Source organism: Nocardia iowensis (assembly GCF_019222765.1).
Classification (GTDB): Bacteria; Actinomycetota; Actinomycetes; order Mycobacteriales; family Mycobacteriaceae; genus Nocardia; species Nocardia iowensis.
Map to the genome: position 1 here is coordinate 969,002 of NZ_CP078145.1, position 25,159 is coordinate 994,160.

Sequence of the window (25,159 nt, forward strand, 5' to 3'; positions counted from 1 at the left end):
CGAGACATGACTGACAACAAGAACAGGCCTGCGGCCGGCATCCTGGGCACCAAGCTCGGCATGACCCAGGTGTTCGACGAGAAGAACCGCGTCGTTCCCGTGACCGTCATCAAGGCCGGACCGAACGTTATTACCCAGATCCGCACCGTGGAGCGCGACGGCTACAGCGCCGTCCAGGTCGCTTTCGGCGCCATCGACCCGCGCAAGGTGAACAAGCCGGTCTCCGGTCAGTTCGCCAAGGCCGGTGTCACGCCGCGCCGCCACGTCGCCGAGATCCGCGTCGCCGACGCGTCCACCTTCGAGGTCGGCCAGGAGATCAACGCCGACGTCTTCGAAGAGGGCACCTACGTCGACGTGACCGGTACCAGCAAGGGCAAGGGCTTCGCCGGCACCATGAAGCGGCACGGCTTCGCCGGTCAGGGCGCCTCGCACGGTGCGCAGGCCGTGCACCGTCGCCCGGGTTCCATCGGTGGCTGTGCCACCCCCGGCCGCGTGTTCAAGGGCATGCGCATGTCGGGCCGGATGGGCAACGACCGCGTCACCACGCAGAACCTCTCGGTGCACAAGGTCGACGCCGAAAACGGCCTGCTGCTGATCAAGGGAGCGATCCCGGGTCGTCGCGGCAATGTCGTGATCGTCAAGAGCGCAGTGAAGGGTGGTGCGCACGCATGACCAGCCTCGAAAAGAAGGCCAACCTGACCCTGCCGGTCAAGGAATTGGGCGGCAAGACCAATGGCACCGTCGAGCTCCCCGCGGAGATCTTCGACGTGACCGCGAACATCTCGCTGATGCACCAGGTGGTCATCGCGCAGCTGGCCGCGGCCCGCCAGGGCACGCACTCCACCAAGACCCGCGGTGAAGTCCGCGGTGGTGGCAAGAAGCCGTACCGGCAGAAGGGCACCGGCCGCGCCCGTCAGGGCTCGACCCGCGCGCCCCAGTTCACCGGTGGTGGCATCGTGCACGGCCCGCAGCCGCGTGACTACAGCCAGCGCACCCCCAAGAAGATGATCCGCGCCGCGCTGCGTGGGGCTCTTTCGGACCGGGCGCGTAACGAGCGCATCCACGTGATCTCCGAACTGGTTGCCGGGCAGGACCCGTCGACCAAGACGGCCAAGAGCTTCCTCGCGGAGCTGTCGGACCGCAAGAAGTTCCTCCTCGTCCTCGGACGTGAGGACATCGCGGCCTGGAAGAGCGTGCAGAACCTGGAGTTCGTGCACCCGATCGCGCCGGACCAGCTCAACACCTATGACGTGCTGGAAAGCGACGAGGTCGTGTTCAGCGTGGAGGCGCTCAACGCCTTCGTGCACGGCCCCGCCGAGGCTGCACAGGAGGAGAGCAAGTGACCACCATCGCCGACCCCCGCGACATCCTGCTGGCGCCGGTCATCTCCGAGAAGTCCTATGGACTGATCGAGGAGGGCACCTACACCTTCCTGGTGCACCCGGACTCCAACAAGACGCAGATCAAGATCGCCGTCGAGAAGGTCTTCGGTGTCACGGTCACCAGCGTCAACACCGCCAACCGTCAGGGCAAGCGCAAGCGGACCCGCTTCGGTTACGGCAAGCGCAAGGACACCAAGCGCGCGCTCGTGACCATCTCGGCCGACAGCAAGCCCATCGAGATCTTCGGAGGCCCGGTCGCGTAAGCGTCTGGGACTCCAGAAAGAAGAGAAGAACTCATGGCAATTCGTAAGTACAAGCCGACAACCCCGGGTCGCCGCGGGTCGTCCGTTTCGGACTTCGCTGAGATCACTCGGTCGACCCCCGAGAAGTCGCTCATCCGTCCGCTGCACAGCAAGGGTGGCCGTAATGCGCATGGTCGCATCACCACCCGGCACCGCGGTGGCGGCCACAAGCGTGCCTACCGTCTGATCGACTTCCGTCGGCTGGACAAGGACGGCATCCCGGCCAAGGTCGCGCACATCGAGTACGACCCGAACCGCACCGCCAACATCGCGCTGCTGCACTTCGTGGACGGCGAGAAGCGCTACATCATCGCGCCCAAGGGCATCGTGCAGGGCACCCCGATCGAGTCCGGCCCCACGGCCGACATCAAGCCGGGTAACAACCTGCCGCTGCGCAACATCCCGACCGGTACCACCATCCATGCGGTGGAGCTGCGTCCGGGCGGCGGCGCGAAGATGGCTCGTTCGGCCGGATCCAGCATCCAGCTGCTCGGTAAGGAAGGCTCCTACGCCACGCTGCGTATGCCCTCCGGCGAAATCCGTCGCGTCGACGTGCGCTGCCGCGCCACCGTCGGCGAGGTCGGCAACGCCGAGCAGTCGAACATCAACTGGGGCAAGGCCGGCCGGATGCGCTGGAAGGGCCGTCGCCCCACCGTCCGTGGTGTCGTGATGAACCCGGTCGACCACCCGCACGGTGGTGGTGAAGGCAAGACCTCCGGTGGTCGCCACCCGGTCTCGCCGTGGGGTCAGCCGGAAGGCCGCACCCGCAAGCCCAACCGCCCGAGCGACAAGCTCATCGTCCGCCGCCGCAAGTCCGGCAAGAACAAGCGCTGAAGGAGGAGGTAAGAAATGCCACGCAGCCTCAAGAAAGGCCCGTTCGTCGACGACCACCTCCTCGCGAAGGTGGACGTGCAGAACGAAAAGGGCACGAAGCAGGTCATCAAGACCTGGTCGCGTCGTTCGACCATCATCCCCGATTTCATCGGCCACACCTTCGCCGTCCATGACGGTCGCAAGCACGTGCCGGTGTTCGTCTCGGACAACATGGTCGGGCACAAGCTCGGTGAGTTCGCGCCGACCAGGACGTTCAAGAGCCACGTCAAGGACGACCGGAAGAGCAAGCGGCGATGACGACTGATACTCAGAATCCGACTGCGCGCGCGACGGCCAAGCACGTTCGCGTGACCCCGATGAAGGCTCGTCGTGTCGTGGACCTGGTCCGCGGCAAGCGAGTCGAGGATGCCCTGGCGATCCTGAAGTTCGCGCCGCAAGCCGCGAGCGAGCCAGTTGCCAAGGTCGTGGCCAGTGCCGCGGCGAACGCCGAGAACAACCTCGGCCTGAACCCGGCCACCCTGGTCATCTCGACGGCCTACGTCGACGAGGGTGCGACCATGAAGCGGTTCCAGCCGCGCGCCCAGGGCCGTGCGTTCCGCATCCGCAAGCGCACCAGCCACATCACCATCGAGGTCGAGAGCATCCCCACCGCCGGTGGAGCAACTCGCAACCGCCGGAAGGGAGGGGCAAAGTAAATGGGACAGAAAATCAATCCCCATGGCTTCCGCCTCGGTATCACCACCGACTGGAAGTCGCGTTGGTACGCGGACAAGCAGTACGCGGACTACGTCAAGGAAGATGTCGCTATCCGTAAGCTCCTCGCCACCGGCATGGAGCGGGCGGGCATCTCCAAGGTGGAGATCGAGCGGACGCGGGATCGCGTCCGTGTCGATATCCACACCGCTCGTCCGGGCATCGTCATCGGCCGCCGTGGCGCCGAGGCCGATCGCATCCGGGCCGAGCTGGAGAAGCTCACCAAGAAGCAGGTGCAGCTGAACATCCTCGAGGTCAAGAACCCCGAGTCGGATGCGCAGCTCGTTGCTCAGGCCGTGGCCGAGCAGCTGTCGAACCGCGTGGCGTTCCGTCGTGCGATGCGTAAGGCCATCCAGTCGGCCATGCGTTCGCCGAACGTCAAGGGCATCCGCGTGCAGTGCTCGGGCCGCCTCGGTGGCGCCGAAATGTCGCGCTCGGAGTTCTACCGCGAGGGTCGGGTCCCGCTGCACACGCTGCGTGCCGACATCGACTACGGCCTCTACGAGGCCAAGACCACCTTCGGTCGCATCGGCGTGAAGGTCTGGATCTACAAGGGCGACATCGTCGGTGGCAAGCGTGAGCTGGCCGCCGTGAGCGCTCCGGCAGGCGATCGTGATCGCCCGCGCCGCGAGCGTCCGTCCCGCCCGCGTCGGTCCGGTTCCGCCGGCACCACGGCGACCAGCACCGAGGCCGGGCGCGCCGCCACCGCGGTGGTGGACGCTCCGGCAGAGACACAGGAGGGCTGACGCATGCTGATGCCTCGCAAGGTGAAGCACCGCAAGCAGCATCACCCGGGTCGTTCCGGCATGGCGAAGGGCGGCACCTCGGTGGCGTTCGGCGAGTTCGGCATCCAGGCACTGGAGCCGGCCTACGTCACCAACCGGCAGATCGAGTCGGCGCGTATCGCGATGACCCGCCACATCAAGCGTGGCGGCAAGATCTGGATCAACATCTACCCGGATCGCCCGCTCACCAAGAAGCCTGCCGAAACCCGCATGGGTTCCGGTAAGGGTTCGCCCGAGTGGTGGATCGCGAACGTCAAGCCCGGACGGGTGATGTTCGAGATGAGTTACCCCAATGAGGAGATCGCTCGTGAGGCCCTGCGCCGCGCGATGCACAAGCTCCCGATGAAGTGCAGGATCGTGACCAGGGAGGAGCAGTTCTGATGGCTACTGAAACACCGGCCGCAGAGCTCCGCGAGCTCACCGAAGAAGAGTTGGTGCAGAAGCTGCGCGACTCCAAGGAAGAGCTGTTCAACCTGCGCTTCCAGATGGCGACGGGTCAGCTGGACAACAACCGTCGGCTGCGCGTGGTTCGTCACGAGATCGCGCGCATCTACACGGTCATGCGCGAGCGCGAGCTCGGTCTGGCCACCGGACCCGCTGACAAGGGAGATGCGGCATGAGCGAGAAAGTGGAAGAGCAGCGCGCCAGCCGCAAGGTACGCACCGGCTACGTTGTCTCGGACAAAATGACCAAGACGATTGTCGTCGAGCTGGAAGACCGTAACCGGCACAAGCTCTACGGCAAGATCATTCGCACCACCTCCAAGGTGAAGGCGCATGACGAGAACGAGATCGCCGGCATCGGCGACCGCGTCCAGCTGATGGAGACCCGACCGCTGTCGGCGACCAAGCGCTGGCGTCTGGTCGAGGTGCTGGAGAAGGCCAAGTAGGTCTTTCCGGTCTGAATGTCGAAGGCCCGCTTCCCGTTCGGGAGGCGGGCCTTTGTCGTTTCGTGGATAGTGGCAAGCTCCACGTAAATTCCTGTGTTCCACGTGATATCCTGTGGCATGACCAAGAGGAACTTGACGCTCCAGCTGGACGAAGAGCTGATCACCGAGGCGAAGGTGATCGCGGCCAGGCAGGGGACGTCGCTCAGCGCGTTGTTGGCGCAGCAGGTGCGCGAGCTCGTCACCGATACCGCCCGCTATGAGGCGGCGAGACACCAGGCATTGCAAGCTATGGCGATGGCGGCGGAGCGGACAGGTGAGGGCCCCGTCGAATGGCGGCGCGAAGACCTCTACGACCGATGGGAGAGTCGGAGCCGGTGAGTGCAGAACGGGTCTTCGTAGACACCAACGTCCTCCTCTATGCCTATGAGGCAGGCATCGATCGTCGAAGCGTGATTGCTCGTGAAGTTCTCGCGGGCTTATGGGACCGGAAGGTCGGTGTGCTGAGCACACAGGTCCTGCAGGAGTTCTATAGCGTCGCCACGCGCAAGTTCACACCGCGGTTGACGGCAGCCGAAGCTCGCCGCATCGTTGCGGTCTACAGCGAATGGTGTGCCATCGACATGGATCCACTGGTGGTCGTAAACGCCTCATTCCTCCAGGAGACACACAAAGTGTCTTGGTGGGATGCGTTGATCATCGAGGCCGCGGCCCAGTCCGGCGCGAAATACTTACTCTCGGAAGACCTTCAGCACGGCCGCAACTTCGCCGGACTCGAGGTCCGGAACCCGTTCCGCGATCGAGCGGAGTAATCAGACGATTCTTGTAGTGTCATGTTGACGGCGAACGAACACTGCGTCGGTGCACCTGGCCTCGGCGGCAGCGCCGGGCGACGCGGAGGTGGGATTCATGACGCAGCCATATGACCGAGCGTTGTTGCGTAAGCATCTGCTGCAAACCAGGATCGCGGGGGACGTTGCGACGCCGCGGGAAGGGAACCTGGCGCACTATCGCCGGATGGTCGCGAAGGATCCCGACTATCAATTCGGGCTGGCTCTGAAGGCTTGGACGTTCGACGAGACGCTGGAGATGATGGCGCGGCTGTGTGGGGTCAACCCAGACCCGCGATATCGGCAAGGGTCCGACACCATCGACCCCGAATTGACCATTGACGCGCTCGACGCGATGGGCGACCGGATCGGCCGTGCGGCCCGCGAACGGGAAACGGTGATCCTGGCGACCGGACACCCGGGACCGCTCATGGGTGTCTATCGAGCTGTCGAAGATGCTTTGCGTGCCGCCGGATGTGCGGTGCTCACCCCCGCCGCCGGATGGTCGTACCAGGTCCGCACGGACAGTGGGCCGAGGATGCGCGAAATCGCCTACACCTCAGGCGTTGCCGCGCTCCGCGCCGACGGCAGGCTGAAGCACACGCACGACCCGCACCCCATGCAGGCAATGCTGTCGGAACTGCGCGACGGCCCCGACCTCTGGCCCGACCTGGTCATCGCCGACCACGGCTGGGCCGGTGCCGCAGGCGAAGCAGGCATCGACACCGTCGGCTTCGCCGACTCCAACGACCCCGCCCTGTTCGCCGGCCACGCCGAAGGCAAAGTCGCCGTCACCGTCCCCCTCGACGACGGGGTGTTCCCCGAATACTACGAACCCCTCACCGACTACCTACTGAACCGCGCCGCCCTCAACGCCTGACCCGCCCGCCCTCGAGCGGCATGAACAATTGCCTCATTGTGTGGCTGAGCACGCCGTATCGCAGGCGTGCGGCTGACGCAGCGGGTGTGCGGCTGAAGCAAAGGGTGTGCAGTTCACAAGCGGACCGCGCCGGGCGCACACCTTTTGTGTGGGCTGCACACCGGGTGTAGCGGGTGTGCAGCCGACGCAACGGATGTGTGGCTGAGGCAGGAGGCGGGAAGGGTGTGCAGTTACCAGCGGGACCGCAAGACGGCTGTGACGGGCATCGGCGGCAGGCGTGGAAGTCGAAGGCGCACTTGCTTGTTGGGTGATGGGTCGCGAGAGAAATTCATGGGATAAATCGGTGGCGGCTTGTCGGTAGGGCGTGACAAGCTCGCTTTGTGCGGTCCTATCGGGTGGTTTTGTCGAGCGCGGCGGTGCGCAACGTACTACTGCTCGGGGCGCTGGTGCGCATTCCGTTCTTCGCCGGGGCGGTGCTCCTCGCGCTGCATGTCGTGCAGACATTGCACGGCTCTTACTTGCAAGCCGGTGTGCTGAGCACGGTCGCCACCGTCTGCATCGCGCTGAGCGGCCCGTGGCGCGGGAGGTTGCTCGATCGATTCGGGCTGCGCCGCACCATCATGCCGTCCATCCTGGTCGGCGCGGTGTGCTGGTCGATCGCGCCGTTCGTCGACTATGTCCCGCTGCTGATCCTCGCCGCGGTCGCCGGACTCTTCGACGTCCCGATCTTCACCGTGGTCCGGCAAGCGGTCATCGCGGCGACGACAGAGGAGAACCGGCAACCGGCGCTCGCGCTGGAAGCGGTGTCGGTCGAGATGGCCTTCATGGTCGGGCCGATCCTCGGCGTCGCCGCCGCCAGCCTCTGGTCCACCACGATCGTATTGCTCTGCGTGCAATGGACTTTGGTACTCGCGGGCATCCTCATGTGGATCCGGAATCCGCCGCTGCGCTCCGCCCAGGCCGCAGGCCGCCCGGCTGCCCCCGCCGTCCCGCGCCGCGCCTGGTTCGGCATCGAATTCGTCGCCCTCTGCGTCGGCGCGAGCGCGGCCATCTCGCTCCTCGCCGCCTCCGAACTGACCTTCGTCTCCGCCATGCGCGAGTTCGGCGCACAACAATGGCTCGGCGTCGTGCTGGCTGTCTGGGGGTTCGGCTCGGTGGTCGGCGGTCTCGTCTACGGCGCGCTACACCGCTCCATCTCCACCTACGTCCTGCTCGCCGCCCTCGGCGCCGTCACCATCCCGATGGCCTTCGCCGTCGGTCCGATCTCCCTCGCCATCACCGGCCTCCTCGCCGGAATCTTCTGCGCCCCAACAATTACCGCCTCCATCGATCAAATGAGCCGCATCGTCCCCGAAGGCGGTCGCGGCGAGGCCATCGGCTGGCACAGCGCCGCCCTCACCCTCGGCAACGGCATCGGCAGCTCCATGGCTGGCATTGCCATCGACGCAGGCGGCTTCGCCGCGGGTTTCACCGCCGCAGCAGCCCTCGGCCTAACCCTCGGCCTCGGCCTGGCCCTACTCGTCGGCATCCGCGAACGCCGCCGCCTCGCCGTCGAGAAGCCTGCTGCAGTTAGCCAAGTCGGGGCCTGAGGCCTTCGCGTCAAGCCCCAAGGCTGGCGTCACCGCACCGAACGTCGAGTGTGGCTCCCGGCTCGGCAATTGGTGCGAGTGCAGACAGCACTTGCGTTATACGTATACATCTACTTATAGTGACTCCGGACGGGGTGCTGGGAACGGCGGACCGGGTCATTGGACAACTGAAGATCTGCTCGGGGCGACGGGAACGAATGAGGGGTTCCGTCGCTGGTAGATCTATGCGCGTATGCGCATTCACGTATTGATGGGAGTCATCATGGGTAGCGAAGCGGGGCAGACGGTGGATGCCGGTGCGGCGGTTGTGGATCTCGAGAAGGGGGATTCCGGGGAGTTCGGCGAGGTGGTGGTGAAGCTGGGGCCGGGGGGTACGCGGGTGCAGCGGTTTGCCGGACGCCTAGTGGGAGAGTCGCCGCAGGTCACCAAGGCCGGGGTCGAGGTGGTCCGGGTCTATTTGAGCCGGAAGGGCAAGTATGTGGTGCATCGGCGGGTGGCGGAGTGGACCGACTTCTCGGTGATGGCCGACTGGGCCAGGGAATGGAAGAAGAAGAACTGGCGCAATGTGCTCGAACTCGACGAATCGAGCTGGGGTGATTCCACACTGGAGGTGGTGGATTCGGTCGAGGAGTTGCGGGATCGGGTTCCGGCCAAGATCTACCGCACGCTCGTCGACGTGACCGAGCAGCCGCCCATCGAGGATCTCGACATCTGAGCTGCTGCTCGGATACTGAAAGGAACTGTCCCACATGTTTGCTCGACTCGGGCGCGTGGTCGTGCACCATCCGTGGAAGGTGATCGGCCTGTGGCTGCTCATCATCGTCGGCGTGGTCGCTGCGGCGCCGGAACTCAAATCGACCACCGACCAATCCGAATTCCTACCTTCGCATTACGAGTCCATCCAGGCACTCGATATGCAGCAGCAGGCCTTTCCGCAAAGCGCCGCACCCGCGGCGATCATCGTCTTCGCCCGTGCCGACGGCGCCGAGTTGAGTACCGGGGATTCGGCCGCGGTAGCCGCGATCGGCTCGAAGCTCAGCGCCGCGAACATCAAGGACGTGACGGCATTACAGCCGGTCCCGCCCTCGGAGAACCGGCTCATCCAGATCATTGCCGTGCAGATGACGAAGGTGACCAGTGCGGGCGACATGACGCAGGGCGACGCGGTCAAGGCGCTGCGTGACGAACTGAAGAAACAGGTGCATGGCACCGACCTGAAGGCGGGCATCACCGGCCAGGCCGCGCAGATGCTGGATCAGGTGGAGTCCAGCGAGAAGGGCATGGCCATCATCGGCGCCGCCACGATCATCTTGATCCTGGTGCTGTTGCTGATCATCTTCCGTAGCCCGGTGATCGCGTTGCTGCCGATCGTCGTCATCGGCGCGATCTCCAGTGTCGTCAACGGCCTGATCGCCATGGTGGCCAAGGCCTTCGACCTCCAAGTGGACAGTTCGGTGAACTCCATCCTGCTGGTGGTGCTGTTCGGTGTCGGCACCGACTACATCCTGTTCCTGATGTTCCGCTACCGGGAACGGTTGCGCGCCGGGGACGATCCGAAGACCGCCATGGTCAATGCCGTCGCCCGGGTCGGCGAGGCGATCACCTCCGCGGCCGGCGCGGTGATCATCGCGTTCATGGCGCTGACGTTGTCCACCCTCGGCATGTTCCGTGCGCTCGGACCCGCGCTGGCGATCGCTGTCGCTGTGGCGCTGCTCGCGGGGCTCACGCTGGTGCCCGCCGTGGTATCGCTGTTGGGTACCAAGGTGTTCTGGCCGTCGAAGGCATGGCAGGCCGAGCCGAAGGGGGCACGGTTCACCGCGATGGGTGCCGCGCTCGGGCGGCGACCCGGCGCGTTCGCCGCGGTGTCGGGTGGTGTGCTCGTCGCACTGGGCATCTTCGCGTTCGGATTCCATCCGACCTTCGATCTGACCGGCGGATCGACTTCCGACACCTCCGAATCGGTGATCTACAACAAGGAATTGCTCAAGGGCATGCCCGCAGGCGCCACCCAGCCGTCGGATGTGCTGCTTCGCTCGGACGGTGGCGCGCTGACCAGCGACCAGCTCACGGCCTACCGGTCCGCGTTGGCCGAGGTACCGGGGGTCGGCCAGGTGGCGGAGCCGCTGTTGTCCGAAGACAAGGCGACCGCCAACTTCCAGGTGACGCTCGCCGCCGCACCCGAATCGGATGACGCGATCGAGACGGTCCGTAGTCCCTTGCGGGACGCGGCGCACGCCGCGGCACCGGCCGGGACGACCGCGGCCGTCGGCGGTATGACGGCCGTCTTCGTCGACTTCCAGGACGCGATGAACCACGACTACGCCATCGTGTTCCCGGTAGCGGCGATCCTGATCATGATCGTGCTGGCCCTGCTGCTGCGCAGCCTGGTCGCGCCGTGGTACCTGATGGCCTCGGTGTTCCTCGGGTTCGCCGCCACGCTCGGCGCCGCCGTGCTGGTGTTCCAGCACATGCAGGGCAATTCCGGCTTGATCTTCACGCTGCCGGTGATCATGTACCTGTTCGTGGTCGCGCTCGGCACGGACTACAACATCCTGATGGTCGCGCGATTGCGGGAGGAGGCTCGCGAGGGCCGCGACCCGAGACAGGCGGCGGCGCTCGGCCTGCAGCACACCGGTCCGACGATCGCGGCGGCAGGCGTGATCCTCGCCGGAACGTTCGCTTCGATGATGTTGGCGGGCAACAACGTTCTTTCGCAGATGGGCTTTGCCATCTCGGTCGGCATCGGTATCGCCGCCTTCGTGATGGCGATGTTCTTCACTCCGGCGCTGACGGCGCTGCTCGGGCATCGGGCGTGGTGGCCGGGGCACGGGGATCGGAAGTCCGGTGGGTCGTCCGAGTCGAACGGGTTCGGCGAGCCCGATTACACCTCCGGCGACGATCGCACGCTTGCCGCACCCGGTAGCGGTTGGTCGAATACCGGTGAGCGACGCAAGTAAGTAAACGACAAGAGCTGTCCTCCGATCACTTCGGCGGGCAGCCCTTGTCGTTCCTCGCGAACGTCAGCCGCTGATCGCGTACGGCCTGCCGACCTTGAGTGCCGCTTCGAGGGCGCGGGCGACGGCGGCGCGGGGGACACCGACTTCGTTGGCGATGCCGGGCGTCGGCCAGGACTCGTCGGCGAGGAGCAGAATCTCCGCGAGCTGTTCGACGGTGAGATTTGACAGCCGCCGACGGGCGATTTCGTGTGCGAGAGCGGAGATTTCGTTGTCCTCGTCGATCTCGTCCTCGTCGAGCTCGGCGTCCAAGCCTTCAGGTTCGACGTCCGCATCGGCAGCGGCGCGGACGACAACACTGGTCCGCTCCGCGCGCACCGGGGGATGCGGCGGCTCGACCGCCTCATCGAAGACGAGTTGTTCGATGTCGGCCTCGGTGATGCTGGGGGCGGCCGACTTTCGGCGGCTGGTGGTGGGGCGAGAAACGGTCTCACCCGAGATCGCCTGGGCGACAGTGTCGGCGATCGTTGCGGCGGCCTTGCGAATGGGGTCACCAGGGTGAGGCTCTTCTGAGTCGTCGCCGCGGGGCGCGTCCGTGGTGGTGTCGGGGGCTGCGGTCTTGCCGGTGCCGGAATCGGCGGGTTCGCGTGGCGCATCGTTTATCGGAAACAACTGCATGGCATGTCCATTGGGCGTGCCACGCCCATTGGTCGACACCACTCGGCCGTCGACGGCATGGCCGTTGGTGTGTGCGGCGTCCCCATTGGTGGGTGTGGTGCGGTTGATCGATGTGACCGGCTGGCCGTTCACCGGCGCGGTCCGGCCGCTGTCGGTGACGGCGTGACCGTTCGTCACCGCGTGGCCGTTGGTTGTCGAGCGGTGACTGTTGTCGGGGGAGGTGGGATTCGACGCGGCGGTGTCGGATTCCGGCGTGTCCGGGCGAGGACTTGCCGAGTCGGGTTGGGCGGCGGAGCCGGTGGCCGATGAGGCGTTCTCGGTTGGCCAGGCGGAGTACGAGTCACGCGGATCGGCGGGCAGCTGGTGGCCGTTGACGGCCGAGAACGGTGCCACGACCTGGCCATTGGCGCGAGACTCCATATCGACCGGCGGTTGCTTGTCCGCGATGTCGCGATGATTATCGGCCGGAACGCCTTGCACGGCATGGCCATTGGTCGACGATGGCATGTGGTCCGCATAGCCGTTGGACAATGGCGCGTTGTGGCTGCCCTGTCCATTGGTCGACGGAACGTTGTGCACGGCAGGCTCATCGACCGAGTGGGGCAGCGGGCGCGCAGCGTCGGCCGAGAACGACCGCACCGCATGCCCATTGGTCACCGGTGTGGCAGGCTCCTTCGGGACGAGCGGACCAGTGTCCGTGAGCCCGCCCCCGCTTCCGGTCACCCCGCCGTTCTCGGCAACCGCGCCGACCAACCGACCGGCGGTCGGTTCCTCATACCGGTCGACTCCACTGACCAGCCATCGGCGATCGTCCGGCGCATCAATGAGCCCGACCCGCGGATCATCGCTGACTCGATGCCGAACCACCGTCGCCTCGCGATCCACCACCGGGGCCCCGTCGATGAGCAGCGCATAGCGCGCCGAAACCCAAGCGTGCAACCAGATCACCACCCCGACCATGACGGGTGCGATCGAGTATTCCGCGGCACGTCCGAAGGAACCCGACGCCAGGTGCGGCCCCGCGTTCAGTGCGACGGTGGTCCCGAGCAGCGCGACCTCGAAGAACACCACCTTGCCGCGCGGAAGTTCGCGACCCCAGCGGGCCGCCGTGGTCGCGGCGACCATGATGGTGATGATCGGAATCGAGATCATCGCCTCGATCCCGTAGCTCAACCAGTACAGCGGGTCGGACATGTCGCCGCTCGGCACCAGGTTGTGCTGCACATTCACCCCGGCCCACACCATGCCGAGCACGACCACCGCGATCAGCGCGCGGGACGACCACTCCGCGCGCCGATACAGCTGCGCCAGCCGCGCGTCCTCGCTCGACACCCGCCGCCGCGCGGCCAGCGCCCGGCGATGCCAGCGCGCGTCCGCCTCGTCGGCTCGGCGAATGCTCTTCGCACTCCGCCGGTCTCGCTCCTCGGCGGCCAGTTCCGCTTCGATCGCCCGGCGCCGCTGTTTCCGCCGCTGCGCCCGAACCCATTCCGCGAGTTCACGTTCCGCGACGATCTCGCCCTCGGACAACACCTCGAACAGCGCGGAGTCGTGCTGCAGCGGCAATTTCCCGCGAGCCGTCTCCACTTGCTGCGCCAACGCGGCGATCTCGGAACTACCGGTCGATTGTTCGTCGCGCATCGCGAGCCTTCCCGGAGCAGATCGTCAGCAGACCTACTTGCTCGAACGTATGTGTGATCGCAATGAGGCTAAACCGACCACCGGCCAAGGTCAATGCCGACGCTCGAAAACCAGTGCGAATATCTCAGGCGTTCTTGTGACACACCGCTTCGAGCAACACGCCGTCCGGCCCGGTCCAGAACGTGGCGTAATACGGCGGCGGATATTGCGGGAATTCCTGTGGGCTGTGCACGATTTCGGCCCCATGCGCGGCGGCCCAGGAGTGGACCCGATCGACCGCGGCACGGGTGCGGAGCATAAAAGCGAGGTGTTGGAGGCCGGGCCGCGTGCGCGCGTAACCGGGGGATTCGGCGGGATAAAAGAAGAGGTAGGTGCCGACTTTGCCCAGTGCGGGGCGATAGGCGAACTGGGTGTCGTCCTGCAGATGCGGCTCGTAGTCGAGCAGCGGCATCAGTTCGTCGTAATACGCACGGGCCGTAGTGAGGTCGGCGACGTTGATCCCTAGATGTCCAAGAGGCACCTATCTGAATATAGTCGACTCAAGTCAGAGTCGTATGCCAAACGATGGCGGCGGCCAGCGCACCCGCCCCGTTGACCGACCAGTGCAGCGCGATCGGGGCGAGCAGGCTGCCGCTGCGGCGGCGCAGCCAGGTGAAGACGACACCTGCCGCCGCCGTGGCGAGCACGGCGAGCAGGACGCCGACGAGCTGTCCGGCCAGGCCGCCACCGACGAAGCCGGCGAGACCACGGTTGCTGCTGGTCAGGCCGAGCGAGGAGGCGACATGCCAGAGGCCGAACAACAGTGATCCCGCGAAGAAGACGCCACGGACGCCATAGACCCGATCGAGCGTGCCGTGCAGCACGCCGCGGAACGCCAGTTCCTCGGGAATCACGGTCTGCAGCGGGATCACGATCATCGACGCGACCAGCGCGCCGGAGATGGTGGCATAGCGGTCGGCCAGGAAGAACGGGCGGGTGATCGGCAGTGCCGCGCCGATGGCGACGGCCGCGATCACAATGCCGACGGCGCCAAGCGCGTAGAGCGTCCCGCGCCGCCAGTGCCGGGGCGAGAGGCCCAGCTCGTGCCAGTGCAGCCCGCGGCGGCGCATCAGCGCCAGCAGCACAACGGCGGCCACCGGCACGGTCACGATGCTGGCCCACGCGGTGGTGAAGTGGGCGATCAGATTGGTGCCTGCCAGGACAACGACAACCACGGCCACGTCGACATAAGCATGCAATTTATGGCGGTGCGGAGCCGCTTCCGCGAGGTCCTGTGCGAGCATCCCGCCCAGTGTACGGACGGCGGTCACGGCTGCTATTCGATTGGTCATTTGATAGCGGCCTACCCGAATCCCGCCGATATATCGGTCTCGATGTCACATCGCACCGCGCAGGTTACTCTGACTAGAACTCGTTTCAGTTGCAGGAGCCGCGCCCGACGTGGCCTGAGCCACCACGGCGGGCGCATGGGCCGGCTGACTCCAGTGCCGTCAGCCGGTCCACCCGGCCGGATCCGTCCAGGCCTGCAGCTCACGGGTGGTATCGAAGCGGCGCGGCTCGTCGCTGATCGGATCGATGAACTCGAGCGACGCGGCGAGCAGTTGCAGCGGACGGGTGAAATCGTCGACCGGCTTGTCGGTGAGCACCGGATAGAAGTCGTCGCCGAGAATCGGGATGCCGAGACTGTTCATGTGCAGCCGCAGCTGATGGGTCCGACCGGTCAGCGGGCGCAACCGATACCGGCCGAGTCCGTCGCGGTGTTCGAGCAGCTCGATCGACGTCTCGGCATTGGGTTCGCCGTCGACCTCCTGCGCCGCCAGCACATGCTTCTCTTTGATGATCCGGCTGCGCACGACGCGCGGCAGCGTCAGCCCGGGATCGAACGGCGCGATCGCCTCGTATTCCTTACGAACCGTGCGCTTGTGGAACATCGTCTGATACGCGCCGCGTCGCGCCGGATTGATGATGAAGAGCACCAGCCCCGCCGTCGCCCGGTCCAGCCGATGCGCCGGAATCAGCTCCGGCAGCTCCAGTTCCCGGCGCAGCCGCACCAGCGCGGTCTGCAGAATGTGCTGGCCACGCGGGATGGTCGCGAGAAAGTGCGGCTTGTCCACGACCAGTAGATCGTCGTCGCGATGCACGATGGTGATGTCGAACGGCACCATCGTTTCGACGGGCAGATCGCGGTGGAACCACACCGCGCCGCCTGGCACGTACGGCGCGTCCGGCGCGATCGGGCCGTCCAGATCGACGATGCCGCCGTCGCGCAGCAGTTCGTCGATGCGCGTCGGGTCGACCCTCGGCAGCCGCTCGACCAGGTGGTCGCGAATCGTCCCCCAGTCGCCGTCCTCCGGCAGCCGGAGCCGGGCCGGGTCTAGGCCGTGCCGCTTCGGCAACGGCGATTTCTGCCGCCTTCTCATCGGCATCGACCCTAGTCGTCGGCTATTTCCCCGGGCTGAGCGCCCCGCGTCGGCACCTTCCCGCCAGCGGGCGCCGCGATGCCAAGCGGCAGGGCTCGCGACGCACGCCGCGACTGCCCGGGGTGGCGCCCTGCCAGTGCGGGGGCGGTTCAGAACCCGCGCAGGCGATCCGGGCGGATTCGGACTACCGCCGAGTACTCGGCGAAGAACTGCTCGGCGGTCATCGAGATGTCTTTGAGGCCCTGGGTGTATTTCGTTGTATACGTGGCGATTTCGTCAGGAGAGGCGGGCGCGTCATCGATGCGAGCGGTACCGGTGAAGATGACTACATCGCCGCCCCAATCGGTGCTGTTGAAGTTCAGCGAGACGCGTGGATTGCGGACGAGATTGCGCAGCTTGGCCTGATCGGGCTTGCTGAACAGGAGGAACTCGTCGTCGCGCCACTGGAACCAGACCGGGTTGGGTTGCGGTGTGCCGGTGGCGCCGACGGTGGTCAGCCAGATCACGTGTTCCCTGTCGAGGCGCTCGATGACCTTGGCACCGAAGGGGGTGCCGGGGTCGACGACGGGCGCAGCGGATCGATCGGATGCCGTAGTGGTCATGTGGGGAACAACACCCCGCACGCCGGAAGGATTCCGATCTAGGGAATGGCCCGCTCATCGAGAACCATCCGCCGCGCCTCGACCAGGGTTCGCCGCGCCCGGCGGCGCGCCCGGCACACGTCCACGTCGCAGTTCAAATGCACCTGCATGGCGCGATGGGCCTGCTCCGGTGTCAGTTCACCCGGGTCCACCGAACAATACGAAAATGTGGAAATGATCTGTGTGACAAACATATTCGTTACTTCCGTCGAAGTGCTTCCGTATGGTTGAAAACTAGCCATGCGCCCGCGCTATCGGGCCTGGTTGAGTGGTCGTTCACGGAGCATTCCCCAACCGGAGGGGAAATTGAAAGCATCAAGCCCTGAACCGTTTTCGCAGATGTCCGGAACAAGTCCACAGCGCGACAAACGATTCGACGATAAAACACGAGCATTTCTGAAGGAGGCCGAATGAACACCGAGATGCTGGAAGTACTTTGGCGCTCATGGGCGGAGCGCGGCGCAGCGCTGACAGCGGAACAATGGGCGACACCTACGCGGCTGCCCGGTTGGTCGGTGCGCGCACTGTTCGCGCACGTGGCCCCGGATGTGGCGGAAATGGACACGATGCGCGATCGCAGGGCGGAGGGCCCTGCGATGGTCTCGACCGGAGCCGAGATCCTGCGCGTCTTCAATAGTCCCGGCGGGTTGGCCCATACCGCGGCCGACGACATTGCCGAACAAGCCGCCGGGGCCGCGGAGACGATCGAGACCGAGACCTTACTGCGCCGTTTCGCCGAGGACGGCCCGCGGGCACTTGCCGAGCTCGGCGACCTCCGCCCCGACACCGTCCTGCCGCATCCGCACCTGGGTACCGTGACTTGCCTGGCGCTGGTCGAGGTGGCGATCGTCGACCTCACCGTGCATCTGCTCGACCTGATAGCGGCCGTCGGCGGACCGCCCGTACCTGAACCCGCGCTCCGCTACACGGCGCAGATCCTGGCTGCCGTACCCGACCCGATCGAGTTCATCGAGGCCGCGACCGGACGTGGCACCGTCGCGGTGCTGCCGGTGATGCGGTGACCGAGGCCCACTCTCGCTTAACTTAGGCTAACCTACCTTCGCGGCTCGTTCTGTGTGAGGATGGGCCCGATTCGGTGGGCATCCCAGCATGGCGAGAGGCAACAAGGTATGACGGTGGAGGTCGCGCCATTGCCGGCGGCGGAGACGGGCAACCGACCGCCAAAAGCGGCGCAGAAGGCACGCAAACAACAGGAAGCACTGGCGCGCAAGGAGATTCTGGCGCCGGTGCGGCGGACACTGGCGCTCGCGAGCCTCATCATGGCCGTCGCCTCGGTGTGCGCCGTCGTGCCGTTCGTGCTGATCGTCGAGGCCTGTCGCGAGCTGCTCGCCGACCAGTTCGACGCCGATCGGGTGTGGCGGCTGGTGTCGGCGGCGATGATCGTGCTCTTGGTGCGCGGCCTGCTGCAGGCGCTGGCGCTGACCTGGTCCCACCTGCTGGACGCTGGCTACCAGCTGACCGTCCGTCGAGCACTCGCGGCCAAGCTGACCAGGGTGCCGCTCGGTTGGTTCGGTGAGCGCAACTCCAGCGAAGTGAAGAAGTACCTCCAGGACGATGTCGAGGCGTTGCACTACCTCGTCGCACACGCCAGGCTCGAGTTCGTCGGAGCGCTCGTCGTCCCGCTGGTCACCCTCGGCTACCTGTTCTCTGTCGACTGGCGTCTCACCGTGGTGCTGCTGATTCCACTGGTGGTCTATGCCATCGCGCTCAGCAGGATGATGGATCAGGGCAGTCGCGACCGGCTGGCGATATACACCAGGTGGGAGCATCGGGTTCAGCAGAGCACCGTCGAATTCGTCGACGGCATCCAGGTGGTGCGCGCCTTCGGTCAGGCGGGCAAGGCGCACACCGAATACCAAGAGGCGGTGGATGCTCAAGCTCGCGCCTTCGCCCAGTGGAAGACGCCGATGATTCGGCTGCAGGCGGTGTCCGACATCGTCATCACGCCGGTCTTCGTGATGCTGGTGATCGTGCTGGCCGGACTCGGGGCGGTCGGCGCCGACTGGGTCGCGCCACTGGATGTGCTGCCGTTCCTGCTCGTCGGACTCGGTCTGGGCGGTTCGCTGCTCGGTCTCGGCTACAGCGGCCAGGCGTTGCGCGCGGCGGGCGCCGCCGCGCTGCGCCTGCACGAATTGCAGCAGACTCCAGAACTGGCGGCCGGGACGGCGGCGGAATCGGGGATCGCGGAGCAGGCGGGCGTAGTTCGCTTCGAATCGGTCACCTTCGGCTACCGCGATGACCATCAGGTGCTGCGCGGCATCGACCTCGAACTCGCGCCGGGAACCATCACCGCGCTGGTCGGCCCGAGCGGCTCCGGCAAATCCACGCTTGCCAAACTGCTGCCCCGCTTCTACGACGTGACCGGCGGGCGGATCACCATCGGTGATCGCGATATTCGCGACTACTCGACCGAAGAGCTGTACCGCACAGTCGGTTTCGTCTTTCAGGACGTCCGCCTGATCCGGGGATCCATCCGCGACAACCTCAGTATGGCAAGAGCGGACGCCACCGACGCCGCATTGGAACGCGCCGCGCGCGCCGCGCAGATCCACGACCGGATCATGTCGCTGCCCCGCGGTTACGACTCCGAGATCGGCACTGACGCAATCTTTTCCGGCGGGGAGGCGCAGCGGCTCTCGATCGCCCGCGCGCTGCTCGCCGACAGCCCGGTCCTCGTGCTGGACGAAGCCACCGCCTTCGCCGATCCCGAGTCCGAGGCGGCGGTGCAGGACGCGCTGGCGGCGCTGGTCGCCGGACGGACCGTCCTGGTGATCGCGCACCGCCTGCACACCATCACCGGGGTAGACCGAATCCTGGTGCTGGAGAACGGAACCCTGGTCGAACAGGGCAACCACCATAGCCTGCGCGATGCGGGGGGCACCTATCAGCGGCTCTGGGAAATCAACGAGGCGGCGCTGGACACGGTCGCGCTTATCGAAAGCGAGGAGACTCGATGATCCGCAAACTACTCGGCCTCGTTCCGGCCGAAAACGCCGGACTCATCCCCACGTTGCTGGCGGTGATCATCGCCCAGGCGCTGAGTCAGTCCGCCGCGTATCTGCTGCTCGTTCCCGTGCTCGAGTCGTTGTTCGACGACGATCTCGGCCGGGCGTGGACCTGGGCGCTGCTGATGACGGGCGCCGTCGCGGCCATGGCGATCTTCGGTTACCTGCAGACCGCCGTCGGTCTGCGGATCGCCGTCGGTATGCAGCGCGGTCTGCAGACCGGAATCGGTGACCACCTCAACGCTTTGCCGCTCGGCTGGTTCGAAACTCACAGTGCCGGGCCGTTGTCGCGGATGGCGGTGGAGAATGTCCGCGAAATCCAGGGCGCCGTGGCGTATTTGCTGGCCAAGGTGCTCAACGGCATCGTGGTTCCGCTCGGTGTCGCGGTCGGGATGTTGTTCATCGACTGGCGCATCTCGCTGGCGATGCTGCTCGCGGCACCGGTGCTGTTCCTGGTGAACGGGCTGGCCGCGCGCGCGTACCGCCGAGCCGACGAACAGGCCCATGCCGTGGCGGCGGAGGCCGACTCCCGGGTCCTCGAATTTGCCAAGGCGCAACCGGTGTTGCGGGCTTTCGGGGCGGTCGGCGCGGGCAATCGGGCGTTGGACGCGGCGCTGCATCGGCAGCGTTCGGTCACGGCGCGGATGGTATTCACCGCTGTCCCCGGATTGATCGTCTTCGCGCTGTCGGTGCAGGCGGTATTCCTGGTGCTCACTTACGTCGTGATCGGACAGGTCACGGGCGGGTCGATCTCGGCGGCCGCGGCGATCGCGCTGATCGCGGTCAGCGCGCGCTTCATCGAACCGCTCAATCAGGCGGCCCAGCTGAGCAATGGGCTGCGCGCAGCGGCAAACGCGGTCGGGCGGGTCAGTGATCTGTTGGCCGAACCTGTACTGCCGGAGGCAGATTCACCCGTGCTCCCCGGTGTACCCGCGGTGGTCTTCGACAACGTGAGTTTCGGCTACCGGCCGGGCGAACCGGTGATCAGTGCGGTGAGCTTCAGCGTGCCGCCGGGCACTACGACCGCGATTGTCGGAGCAAGCGGCGCGGGGAAAACCACCCTGCTGCGGCTGGCCGCCCGGTTCTACGATGTCGATTCCGGCCGCATCATGGTCGGCGAACACGATGTGCGCGACCAACCTTCGGAGACACTGCTGAACCAACTCACCTTGGTTTTCCAGAATGTCTACCTCTTCGACCGTTCGGTGGCCGACAACATCAGGATCGGCAAGCCGGACGCGACCGATGCCGAGGTGTGGCGCGCCGCGCAGGCTGCCCGGGTCGACGAAATCGTCGAGCGACTGCCCGACGGGTTGGCCACGCTGGTCGGCGAGGGCGGCGCCGCACTGTCCGGTGGTGAGCGGCAACGTGTTTCGGTCGCACGCGCCCTGCTCAAGGACGCGCCGATCGTGTTGCTCGACGAAGCGACCAGCGCGCTCGACCCACACAGCGAGGCGGTGGTGGTGCGTGGTGTGCACGAAGTCACCAAGGGCAAGACGGTGATCGTCGTCGCGCATCGACTGGCCACCATCGCGCACGCCGATCAAATCCTGTTCCTCGACGGCGGGCAGATCATCGAGCGTGGTACGCACGCTGAACTGCTGGAACTAGGGGGTCGCTACGCCGACTTCTGGAACGAGCGGTCCCGCGCGGCGGGCTGGCGACTGGAACCCGCCGCGGTCTGACGAGCCTCGATACCCGAGCGCCGCCCACTACCCAGGTAGCGGGCGGCGCTCGGTCCATGGCACCGGCCTACTTCCAGTAGGCCTGGGCCTTGAGCGCGGACTTCGGCAGCCCGTGCTTGGACTTGAGGGTCTTCGCGATGGCGCGGGTGGTCGCGAAATCACAGGCGACCCAGCCGAATGCGTCCGGCGCGCAGGTGATCTCTTGCGCCTGCTCGCGCAGTGCCCGGCCGTTGTCCACCCGCTGCAACCAGGTCACCTGGTGGTGCGGCTTGTTGCGGATGGGCAGGGTCGTGTCCGACTCGTACTGCCATTCCAGCCAGACTCGGGCCGGGACATCGCCGATAGCGTCGAGGAGCGAGTTGATCGCGGGCAGCGAGGCGGTGTCACCGAAGACGATGTATTCGCTCGGCGCGGTCTCCGGCAGCGCGAATTTCGAGCCGAGCACGCTGGCGTCGAGCGGGTCGCCGACCGAGGCCTTCCTCGCCCAATCCGCGGCCGGACCGTGGTGCAGCGCGAATTCCATCGAGAACCGATTCCCCTCGGGATCGGGATCGACCAGGGTGAATGCCCGGTGATGCAGCTTGTCGCTGCCCTCCTGGGGCATCCACACGCGAATCCACTGGGTGGGGTGGATGCGGTGATCGGCCAGCAGCCCGCCGGCGTCGAAACCGAGTCGCACGAAGTTGTCGGTGACCGCTTCGGTCGATGTCACGGTGAGCCGGTAGTCCGTGCCGCCCCATGCCTTGACTACGACGCCGCTGAATCCTCTGCTCATGCAACTGAGGTTAGCCTAAGAATACTTGACGGTCACGTCGTAGCTAGCATTCGCTCCGAAACGCCGAAGTGCCCCGCATCACGCGGGGCACTTCGGCTGTCGCACTGGGGAAATCGGGATCAGCAGCCCGAACCGACGAAGTTGCCGATGGTGCAGACCGACTCCTGGGTCAGCTTCCAGGTGCCGCCGACCTGCCGCCACGACAGATCGAAGTACCACGGCTCGTAGCCCTCGGTCGAGGTGAGCAACCGGGCGTTGAGCAGGTCGCCGTCCACGGTCACCGGGCCGACGACGTCCCAGCGCCAGCTCGGCGGCGCGATCGCGATCAGCGCGGCGGCGCGATCGAAGGCGGCCAGGCCGGCCTCGCCGTTCTCCAGTTCGGCGGCCCTGGCCGAGCGGGCCGCGCCCGTGTTGAAGAGGATGGCCACCTTGGCGCGCAGCTCGCCGGTGCTCGGCGCGCTGGCGTGTAGTGGGGCGACGAGCGGGGCGGCCTGGGTGACCGTGGTGGTGGCGACGGTACCGAGGGTGCCGGTCAGGACCGAGGCGGCAACCGCGATGGCGCCAAGGGTCTTTCGGCTGATTCCGATCATCTGTTCATTCCAATCATTCGGGTGTGCGCTCACCCATGGTCGAGTCGAGCGCGCGCCTTCACTGTAAGGTAAGCCTATGCAAACATAACGCAGGGGTTTGCTGGAAGTGGGCGTGCCCACAAATGCGACGCGAGTCGAGAGTGGGAGAAGTCGTGGGAAGCCTTGTCGTAGTCGGTGCCGGACCGAAGGCCTTGGCAGTGGCGGCCAAGGCGCGTGTACTGCGCGAATTGGGCCTGCCCGCACCGCGCGTCGTGGCAGTGGAAGCTCAGGCGGTGGGCGGCAATTGGCTGCCGAGCGGTGGTTGGACCGACGGGCAGCACCGGCTCGGCACCAGTCCGGAGAAGGATGTCGGCTTCCCGTATCACTCCACCTGGGCCCGCGGGCACAACCGGGCCATCAACGAGGCCATGACGGCGTACAGCTGGACGTCGTTCCTGGTCGACCAGGGCACCTACGCCGAGTGGATCGACCGAGGCAGGCCGAGTCCGCAACATCATGTCTGGGCGAAGTACCTGCAGTGGGTCGCTCGCGCGATCGATCTCGAAGTCGTCTACGGCACAGTGCGGTCCATCGCGGCCTCGGCCGAGGGCTGGCAGGTCACCGCAGTCGGTGCCGATGGTCACCGGACCGAACTCGAGGCCGACGGGCTGATGATCACCGGGCCGGGCCGCAGCGAGAAGGCGCTGGCCAAACACCCCAAGGTGCTCAGCATCGCCGACTTCTGGGACCTGGCGGGCAAGCGCAGTCTTCCGGTCGCCTCCCGGGTCGCGGTGATCGGCGGCGGCGAGACGGCGGGGTCGGCATTGGATGAGCTGATCCGCCACGGCATGCTGTCGATTTCGGTGATCTCGCCGATGGCGACGATCTATACCCGCGGCGAGAGTTATTTCGAGAACTCGCTTTTCAGCGATCCCATCAAGTGGGGAGCGCTGAGTATGGACGAGCGAAAGGATGTCATCAGGCGTACCGACCGCGGGGTGTTCTCGGTCCGGGTGCAGGAGAGTCTGCTCGTCGACAATCGCGTACATCACATCCAAGGTCGCGTGGTCCGGGTGGCGGATCAGGACGGCGCGGTCGCGCTGACGCTGCGCAATGAGTTGCGGCCCGATCAGGTGCATGCCGTCGATCTGGTGATCGACGCCACCGGCGGGCGGCCGTTGTGGTTCCTCGATCTGTTCGACGCGAACGCGGCGGACCTGCTCGAACTCGCGGTCGGCGGCGAGTTGACGCAGGCAAGGATCGAGGCATCGATCGGCTACGACCTGGCGGTTTCGGGTCTGGACAGCAAGCTGTACCTACCGAATCTGGCGGCACTGACCCAGGGGCCAGGATTCCCGAATCTCAGTTGCCTCGGCGCACTGTCGGATCGGGTGCTGCAGACCTCGTCGGTCCGCAAGGCCGCGGCGAGCCAGCGGAGTTCGGCGTTGTCCGTCGAGTGACGCGGTCGACACTGTAGACCGGCAACCGTAGGTTAGGCTAACCTCCTATTTGCTAGGAAAGGTTCTCGGTTCATGCGCATCGTGTCGTTCGGTTTCCAGACTTGGGGACGGAAAACCCTGCAGGCCCTGATCGACTCGGAACACGAGGTGGTGCTCGCGGTCACCCATCCGGCGAGCGAAAGCTCTTACAAGGCGATCTTTTCCGATTCGGTCGAGGAATTGGCGCGCGAACACGGAATTCCGGTGCACCTGACCGACCGGGCCGACACCGAGACCATCGACCTGGTCAAGCGGGCCGAACCGGACGTCATCGTGGTGAACAGCTGGTACACCTGGATGCCCGCGGAGCTGTACAACCTGCCGCCGCACGGCACGCTGAACCTGCACGATTCGCTGTTGCCGAAGTTCACCGGTTTCTCGCCGGTGCTCTGGGCGCTGATCAGCGGGGCCGCCGAAACCGGCCTGACCGTGCATCGGATGGACGCCGAACTCGACACCGGCGACATCATCGTGCAGCGCTCGATTCCCATCGGCCCCACCGATACCGGCACCGAGCTGGTGCTGCGCGGGATGGAGCTGATTCCCGACGCGATCAACGAGGCGCTGGCCGCGCTGGCTTCCGGTACCGCGGTGTGGCGGCCGCAGAACAAGGCCGAACGCACCTACTTCCACAAGCGCTCCGAGCGGGACAGTCGGATCGATTGGACGTGGTCGGCGCAGGATCTGGAGCGTTTCGTCCGTGCGTTGTCCGCACCGTATCCCCGGGCGTTCACCCACTACCGCGGCGAGCGCATCGAGGTGCTGTCGGCGCGGGTCTCCGCGGCACGCTACGGCGGAACGCCGGGTCGGGTCATCGTGCAAGAGGGCGGCGGCGCGGTCGTGACGGGCGCCGACGCCCATCGCGGCGGTAACCACGCGCTGGTGCTGACCCGGGTGCGCGACTCGCTTGGTGTCGAACACGACGGTGCCGAATTCTTCGCGCGCGGTGGTTATCTCACCGACGGGTGAGCTGATCGCTCGACCACCGCCCGTCCGGCAGGTCCGGACATCAAGCCCCGCAAACGATTCAAAG

At 66.1% G+C, this 25,159-nt stretch carries 29 protein-coding genes; 21 read left to right on the top strand and 8 right to left on the bottom strand.

Translation table 11 applies throughout. The features are described from left to right. Nucleotides 1-6: 6 nt before the first annotated feature. The 16 genes from rplC to KV110_RS04480 all read left to right on the top strand — a co-directional run bounded on the left by rplC (nucleotide 7) and on the right by KV110_RS04480 (nucleotide 11,198). A complete protein-coding gene (rplC, locus tag KV110_RS04405; protein ID WP_040731331.1) occupies nucleotides 7-672 on the top strand; it encodes a 50S ribosomal protein L3 in 666 nt (221 codons plus the stop codon). Next, complete coding sequence (rplD, locus tag KV110_RS04410; protein WP_218473662.1) at nucleotides 669-1,343, top strand: 50S ribosomal protein L4; 675 nt, start codon at nucleotides 669-671, stop codon at nucleotides 1,341-1,343. Before rplC ends, rplD begins: the two co-directional genes overlap by 4 nt. Next, on the top strand, nucleotides 1,340-1,645 hold the full coding sequence (gene rplW / locus KV110_RS04415) for a 50S ribosomal protein L23 (RefSeq protein WP_167460767.1): 306 nt from the start codon (nucleotides 1,340-1,342) through the stop codon (nucleotides 1,643-1,645). Before rplD ends, rplW begins: the two co-directional genes overlap by 4 nt. Before the next feature lie 33 nt (nucleotides 1,646-1,678). After that, nucleotides 1,679-2,518, top strand: coding sequence for a 50S ribosomal protein L2 (gene rplB / locus KV110_RS04420; RefSeq protein ID WP_218473664.1), 840 nt, complete (start codon nucleotides 1,679-1,681; stop codon nucleotides 2,516-2,518). A 15-nt stretch (nucleotides 2,519-2,533) separates the two neighbouring features. Beyond that, nucleotides 2,534-2,815 (top strand): 30S ribosomal protein S19, encoded by a 282-nt coding sequence (rpsS, locus tag KV110_RS04425; RefSeq protein ID WP_019045020.1) that lies wholly within the window; start codon nucleotides 2,534-2,536, stop codon nucleotides 2,813-2,815. Next, nucleotides 2,812-3,213 (top strand): 50S ribosomal protein L22, encoded by a 402-nt coding sequence (gene rplV / locus KV110_RS04430; protein ID WP_107654115.1) that lies wholly within the window; start codon nucleotides 2,812-2,814, stop codon nucleotides 3,211-3,213. The genes rpsS and rplV overlap by 4 nt, the downstream gene beginning before the upstream one ends. Continuing rightward, nucleotides 3,214-4,017, top strand: coding sequence for a 30S ribosomal protein S3 (rpsC, locus tag KV110_RS04435; protein WP_218473665.1), 804 nt, complete (start codon nucleotides 3,214-3,216; stop codon nucleotides 4,015-4,017). Nucleotides 4,018-4,020: 3 nt separating this feature from the next. After that, nucleotides 4,021-4,437, top strand: a complete 417-nt coding sequence (rplP, locus tag KV110_RS04440) for a 50S ribosomal protein L16 (protein ID WP_025347180.1) — start codon at nucleotides 4,021-4,023, stop codon at nucleotides 4,435-4,437. Continuing rightward, entirely contained in the window at nucleotides 4,437-4,676 is a 240-nt protein-coding gene (gene rpmC, locus KV110_RS04445) for a 50S ribosomal protein L29 (RefSeq protein ID WP_014981663.1), read from the top strand. The genes rplP and rpmC overlap by 1 nt, the downstream gene beginning before the upstream one ends. Then, nucleotides 4,673-4,945, top strand: coding sequence for a 30S ribosomal protein S17 (rpsQ, locus tag KV110_RS04450; RefSeq protein ID WP_218473667.1), 273 nt, complete (start codon nucleotides 4,673-4,675; stop codon nucleotides 4,943-4,945). Before rpmC ends, rpsQ begins: the two co-directional genes overlap by 4 nt. A gap of 117 nt (nucleotides 4,946-5,062) precedes the next feature. Further along, entirely contained in the window at nucleotides 5,063-5,323 is a 261-nt protein-coding gene (locus tag KV110_RS04455) for a DUF6364 family protein (protein WP_218473669.1), read from the top strand. Continuing rightward, nucleotides 5,320-5,754 carry a PIN domain-containing protein gene (locus KV110_RS04460; protein WP_218473670.1) on the top strand — a complete coding sequence of 145 codons (435 nt, stop codon included), beginning with the start codon at nucleotides 5,320-5,322 and terminating at the stop codon, nucleotides 5,752-5,754. The genes KV110_RS04455 and KV110_RS04460 overlap by 4 nt, the downstream gene beginning before the upstream one ends. A gap of 97 nt (nucleotides 5,755-5,851) precedes the next feature. Next, on the top strand, nucleotides 5,852-6,652 hold the full coding sequence (locus KV110_RS04465) for a phosphatase (protein ID WP_218473672.1): 801 nt from the start codon (nucleotides 5,852-5,854) through the stop codon (nucleotides 6,650-6,652). Between the two features lie 380 nt (nucleotides 6,653-7,032). Next, entirely contained in the window at nucleotides 7,033-8,241 is a 1,209-nt protein-coding gene (locus KV110_RS04470; RefSeq protein WP_246634343.1) for an MFS transporter, read from the top strand. Between the two features lie 262 nt (nucleotides 8,242-8,503). Continuing rightward, nucleotides 8,504-8,956: an EXLDI protein gene (locus KV110_RS04475; RefSeq protein ID WP_218473674.1), complete on the top strand. Its 453-nt coding sequence runs from the start codon at nucleotides 8,504-8,506 to the stop codon at nucleotides 8,954-8,956. Nucleotides 8,957-8,990: 34 nt separating this feature from the next. Further along, nucleotides 8,991-11,198, top strand: coding sequence for an MMPL family transporter (locus KV110_RS04480; protein ID WP_218473676.1), 2,208 nt, complete (start codon nucleotides 8,991-8,993; stop codon nucleotides 11,196-11,198). Nucleotides 11,199-11,261: 63 nt separating this feature from the next. Here the strand turns inward: KV110_RS04480 and KV110_RS04485 are convergent, their stop codons facing one another. The 6 genes from KV110_RS04485 to KV110_RS04510 form a co-directional block, all read right to left on the bottom strand. Then, nucleotides 11,262-13,511 carry a hypothetical protein gene (locus KV110_RS04485; protein WP_218473678.1) on the bottom strand — a complete coding sequence of 750 codons (2,250 nt, stop codon included), beginning with the start codon at nucleotides 13,509-13,511 and terminating at the stop codon, nucleotides 11,262-11,264. A 124-nt stretch (nucleotides 13,512-13,635) separates the two neighbouring features. Then, complete coding sequence (locus KV110_RS04490; protein ID WP_218473680.1) at nucleotides 13,636-14,031, bottom strand: VOC family protein; 396 nt, start codon at nucleotides 14,029-14,031, stop codon at nucleotides 13,636-13,638. Between the two features lie 19 nt (nucleotides 14,032-14,050). Beyond that, nucleotides 14,051-14,794: a CPBP family intramembrane glutamic endopeptidase gene (locus tag KV110_RS04495; RefSeq protein WP_218473682.1), complete on the bottom strand. Its 744-nt coding sequence runs from the start codon at nucleotides 14,792-14,794 to the stop codon at nucleotides 14,051-14,053. A gap of 207 nt (nucleotides 14,795-15,001) precedes the next feature. Then, nucleotides 15,002-15,931 carry an RluA family pseudouridine synthase gene (locus tag KV110_RS04500; protein WP_218473684.1) on the bottom strand — a complete coding sequence of 310 codons (930 nt, stop codon included), beginning with the start codon at nucleotides 15,929-15,931 and terminating at the stop codon, nucleotides 15,002-15,004. Between the two features lie 149 nt (nucleotides 15,932-16,080). Then, nucleotides 16,081-16,533, bottom strand: coding sequence for a TIGR03667 family PPOX class F420-dependent oxidoreductase (locus KV110_RS04505; protein WP_218473685.1), 453 nt, complete (start codon nucleotides 16,531-16,533; stop codon nucleotides 16,081-16,083). Nucleotides 16,534-16,571: 38 nt separating this feature from the next. Beyond that, complete coding sequence (locus tag KV110_RS04510; RefSeq protein ID WP_218479562.1) at nucleotides 16,572-16,724, bottom strand: hypothetical protein; 153 nt, start codon at nucleotides 16,722-16,724, stop codon at nucleotides 16,572-16,574. A gap of 258 nt (nucleotides 16,725-16,982) precedes the next feature. Here KV110_RS04510 and KV110_RS04515 point away from each other — a divergent pair, with 258 nt between their 5' ends. The 3 genes from KV110_RS04515 (at nucleotide 16,983) to KV110_RS04525 (ending at nucleotide 21,283) form a co-directional block, all read left to right on the top strand. Then, complete coding sequence (locus tag KV110_RS04515) at nucleotides 16,983-17,594, top strand: maleylpyruvate isomerase N-terminal domain-containing protein (RefSeq protein WP_218473687.1); 612 nt, start codon at nucleotides 16,983-16,985, stop codon at nucleotides 17,592-17,594. 108 nt (nucleotides 17,595-17,702) lie between these two features. Continuing rightward, nucleotides 17,703-19,550 carry an ABC transporter ATP-binding protein gene (locus KV110_RS04520; RefSeq protein WP_218473689.1) on the top strand — a complete coding sequence of 616 codons (1,848 nt, stop codon included), beginning with the start codon at nucleotides 17,703-17,705 and terminating at the stop codon, nucleotides 19,548-19,550. Then, nucleotides 19,547-21,283 carry an ABC transporter ATP-binding protein gene (locus KV110_RS04525; protein ID WP_218473690.1) on the top strand — a complete coding sequence of 579 codons (1,737 nt, stop codon included), beginning with the start codon at nucleotides 19,547-19,549 and terminating at the stop codon, nucleotides 21,281-21,283. The genes KV110_RS04520 and KV110_RS04525 overlap by 4 nt, the downstream gene beginning before the upstream one ends. Nucleotides 21,284-21,350: 67 nt before the next feature. Here the strand turns inward: KV110_RS04525 and KV110_RS04530 are convergent, their stop codons facing one another. Both KV110_RS04530 and KV110_RS04535 read right to left on the bottom strand, forming a co-directional pair. Then, nucleotides 21,351-22,058 (bottom strand): siderophore-interacting protein, encoded by a 708-nt coding sequence (locus KV110_RS04530; RefSeq protein ID WP_218473692.1) that lies wholly within the window; start codon nucleotides 22,056-22,058, stop codon nucleotides 21,351-21,353. Between the two features lie 119 nt (nucleotides 22,059-22,177). Next, nucleotides 22,178-22,648, bottom strand: a complete 471-nt coding sequence (locus tag KV110_RS04535) for an MTB12 C-terminal domain-containing protein (protein ID WP_218473694.1) — start codon at nucleotides 22,646-22,648, stop codon at nucleotides 22,178-22,180. A gap of 152 nt (nucleotides 22,649-22,800) precedes the next feature. On the opposite strand from KV110_RS04535, the gene KV110_RS04540 reads away from it, so the two are divergent. Together KV110_RS04540 and KV110_RS04545 are read left to right on the top strand one after the other, a co-directional pair. After that, the gene (locus tag KV110_RS04540) at nucleotides 22,801-24,087 is read left to right on the top strand and encodes a SidA/IucD/PvdA family monooxygenase (protein ID WP_246634344.1); all 1,287 of its coding nucleotides are present in this window, start codon (nucleotides 22,801-22,803) and stop codon (nucleotides 24,085-24,087) included. A gap of 72 nt (nucleotides 24,088-24,159) precedes the next feature. Next, on the top strand, nucleotides 24,160-25,095 hold the full coding sequence (locus KV110_RS04545; RefSeq protein WP_218473698.1) for a methionyl-tRNA formyltransferase: 936 nt from the start codon (nucleotides 24,160-24,162) through the stop codon (nucleotides 25,093-25,095). Nucleotides 25,096-25,159 lie beyond the last annotated feature (64 nt).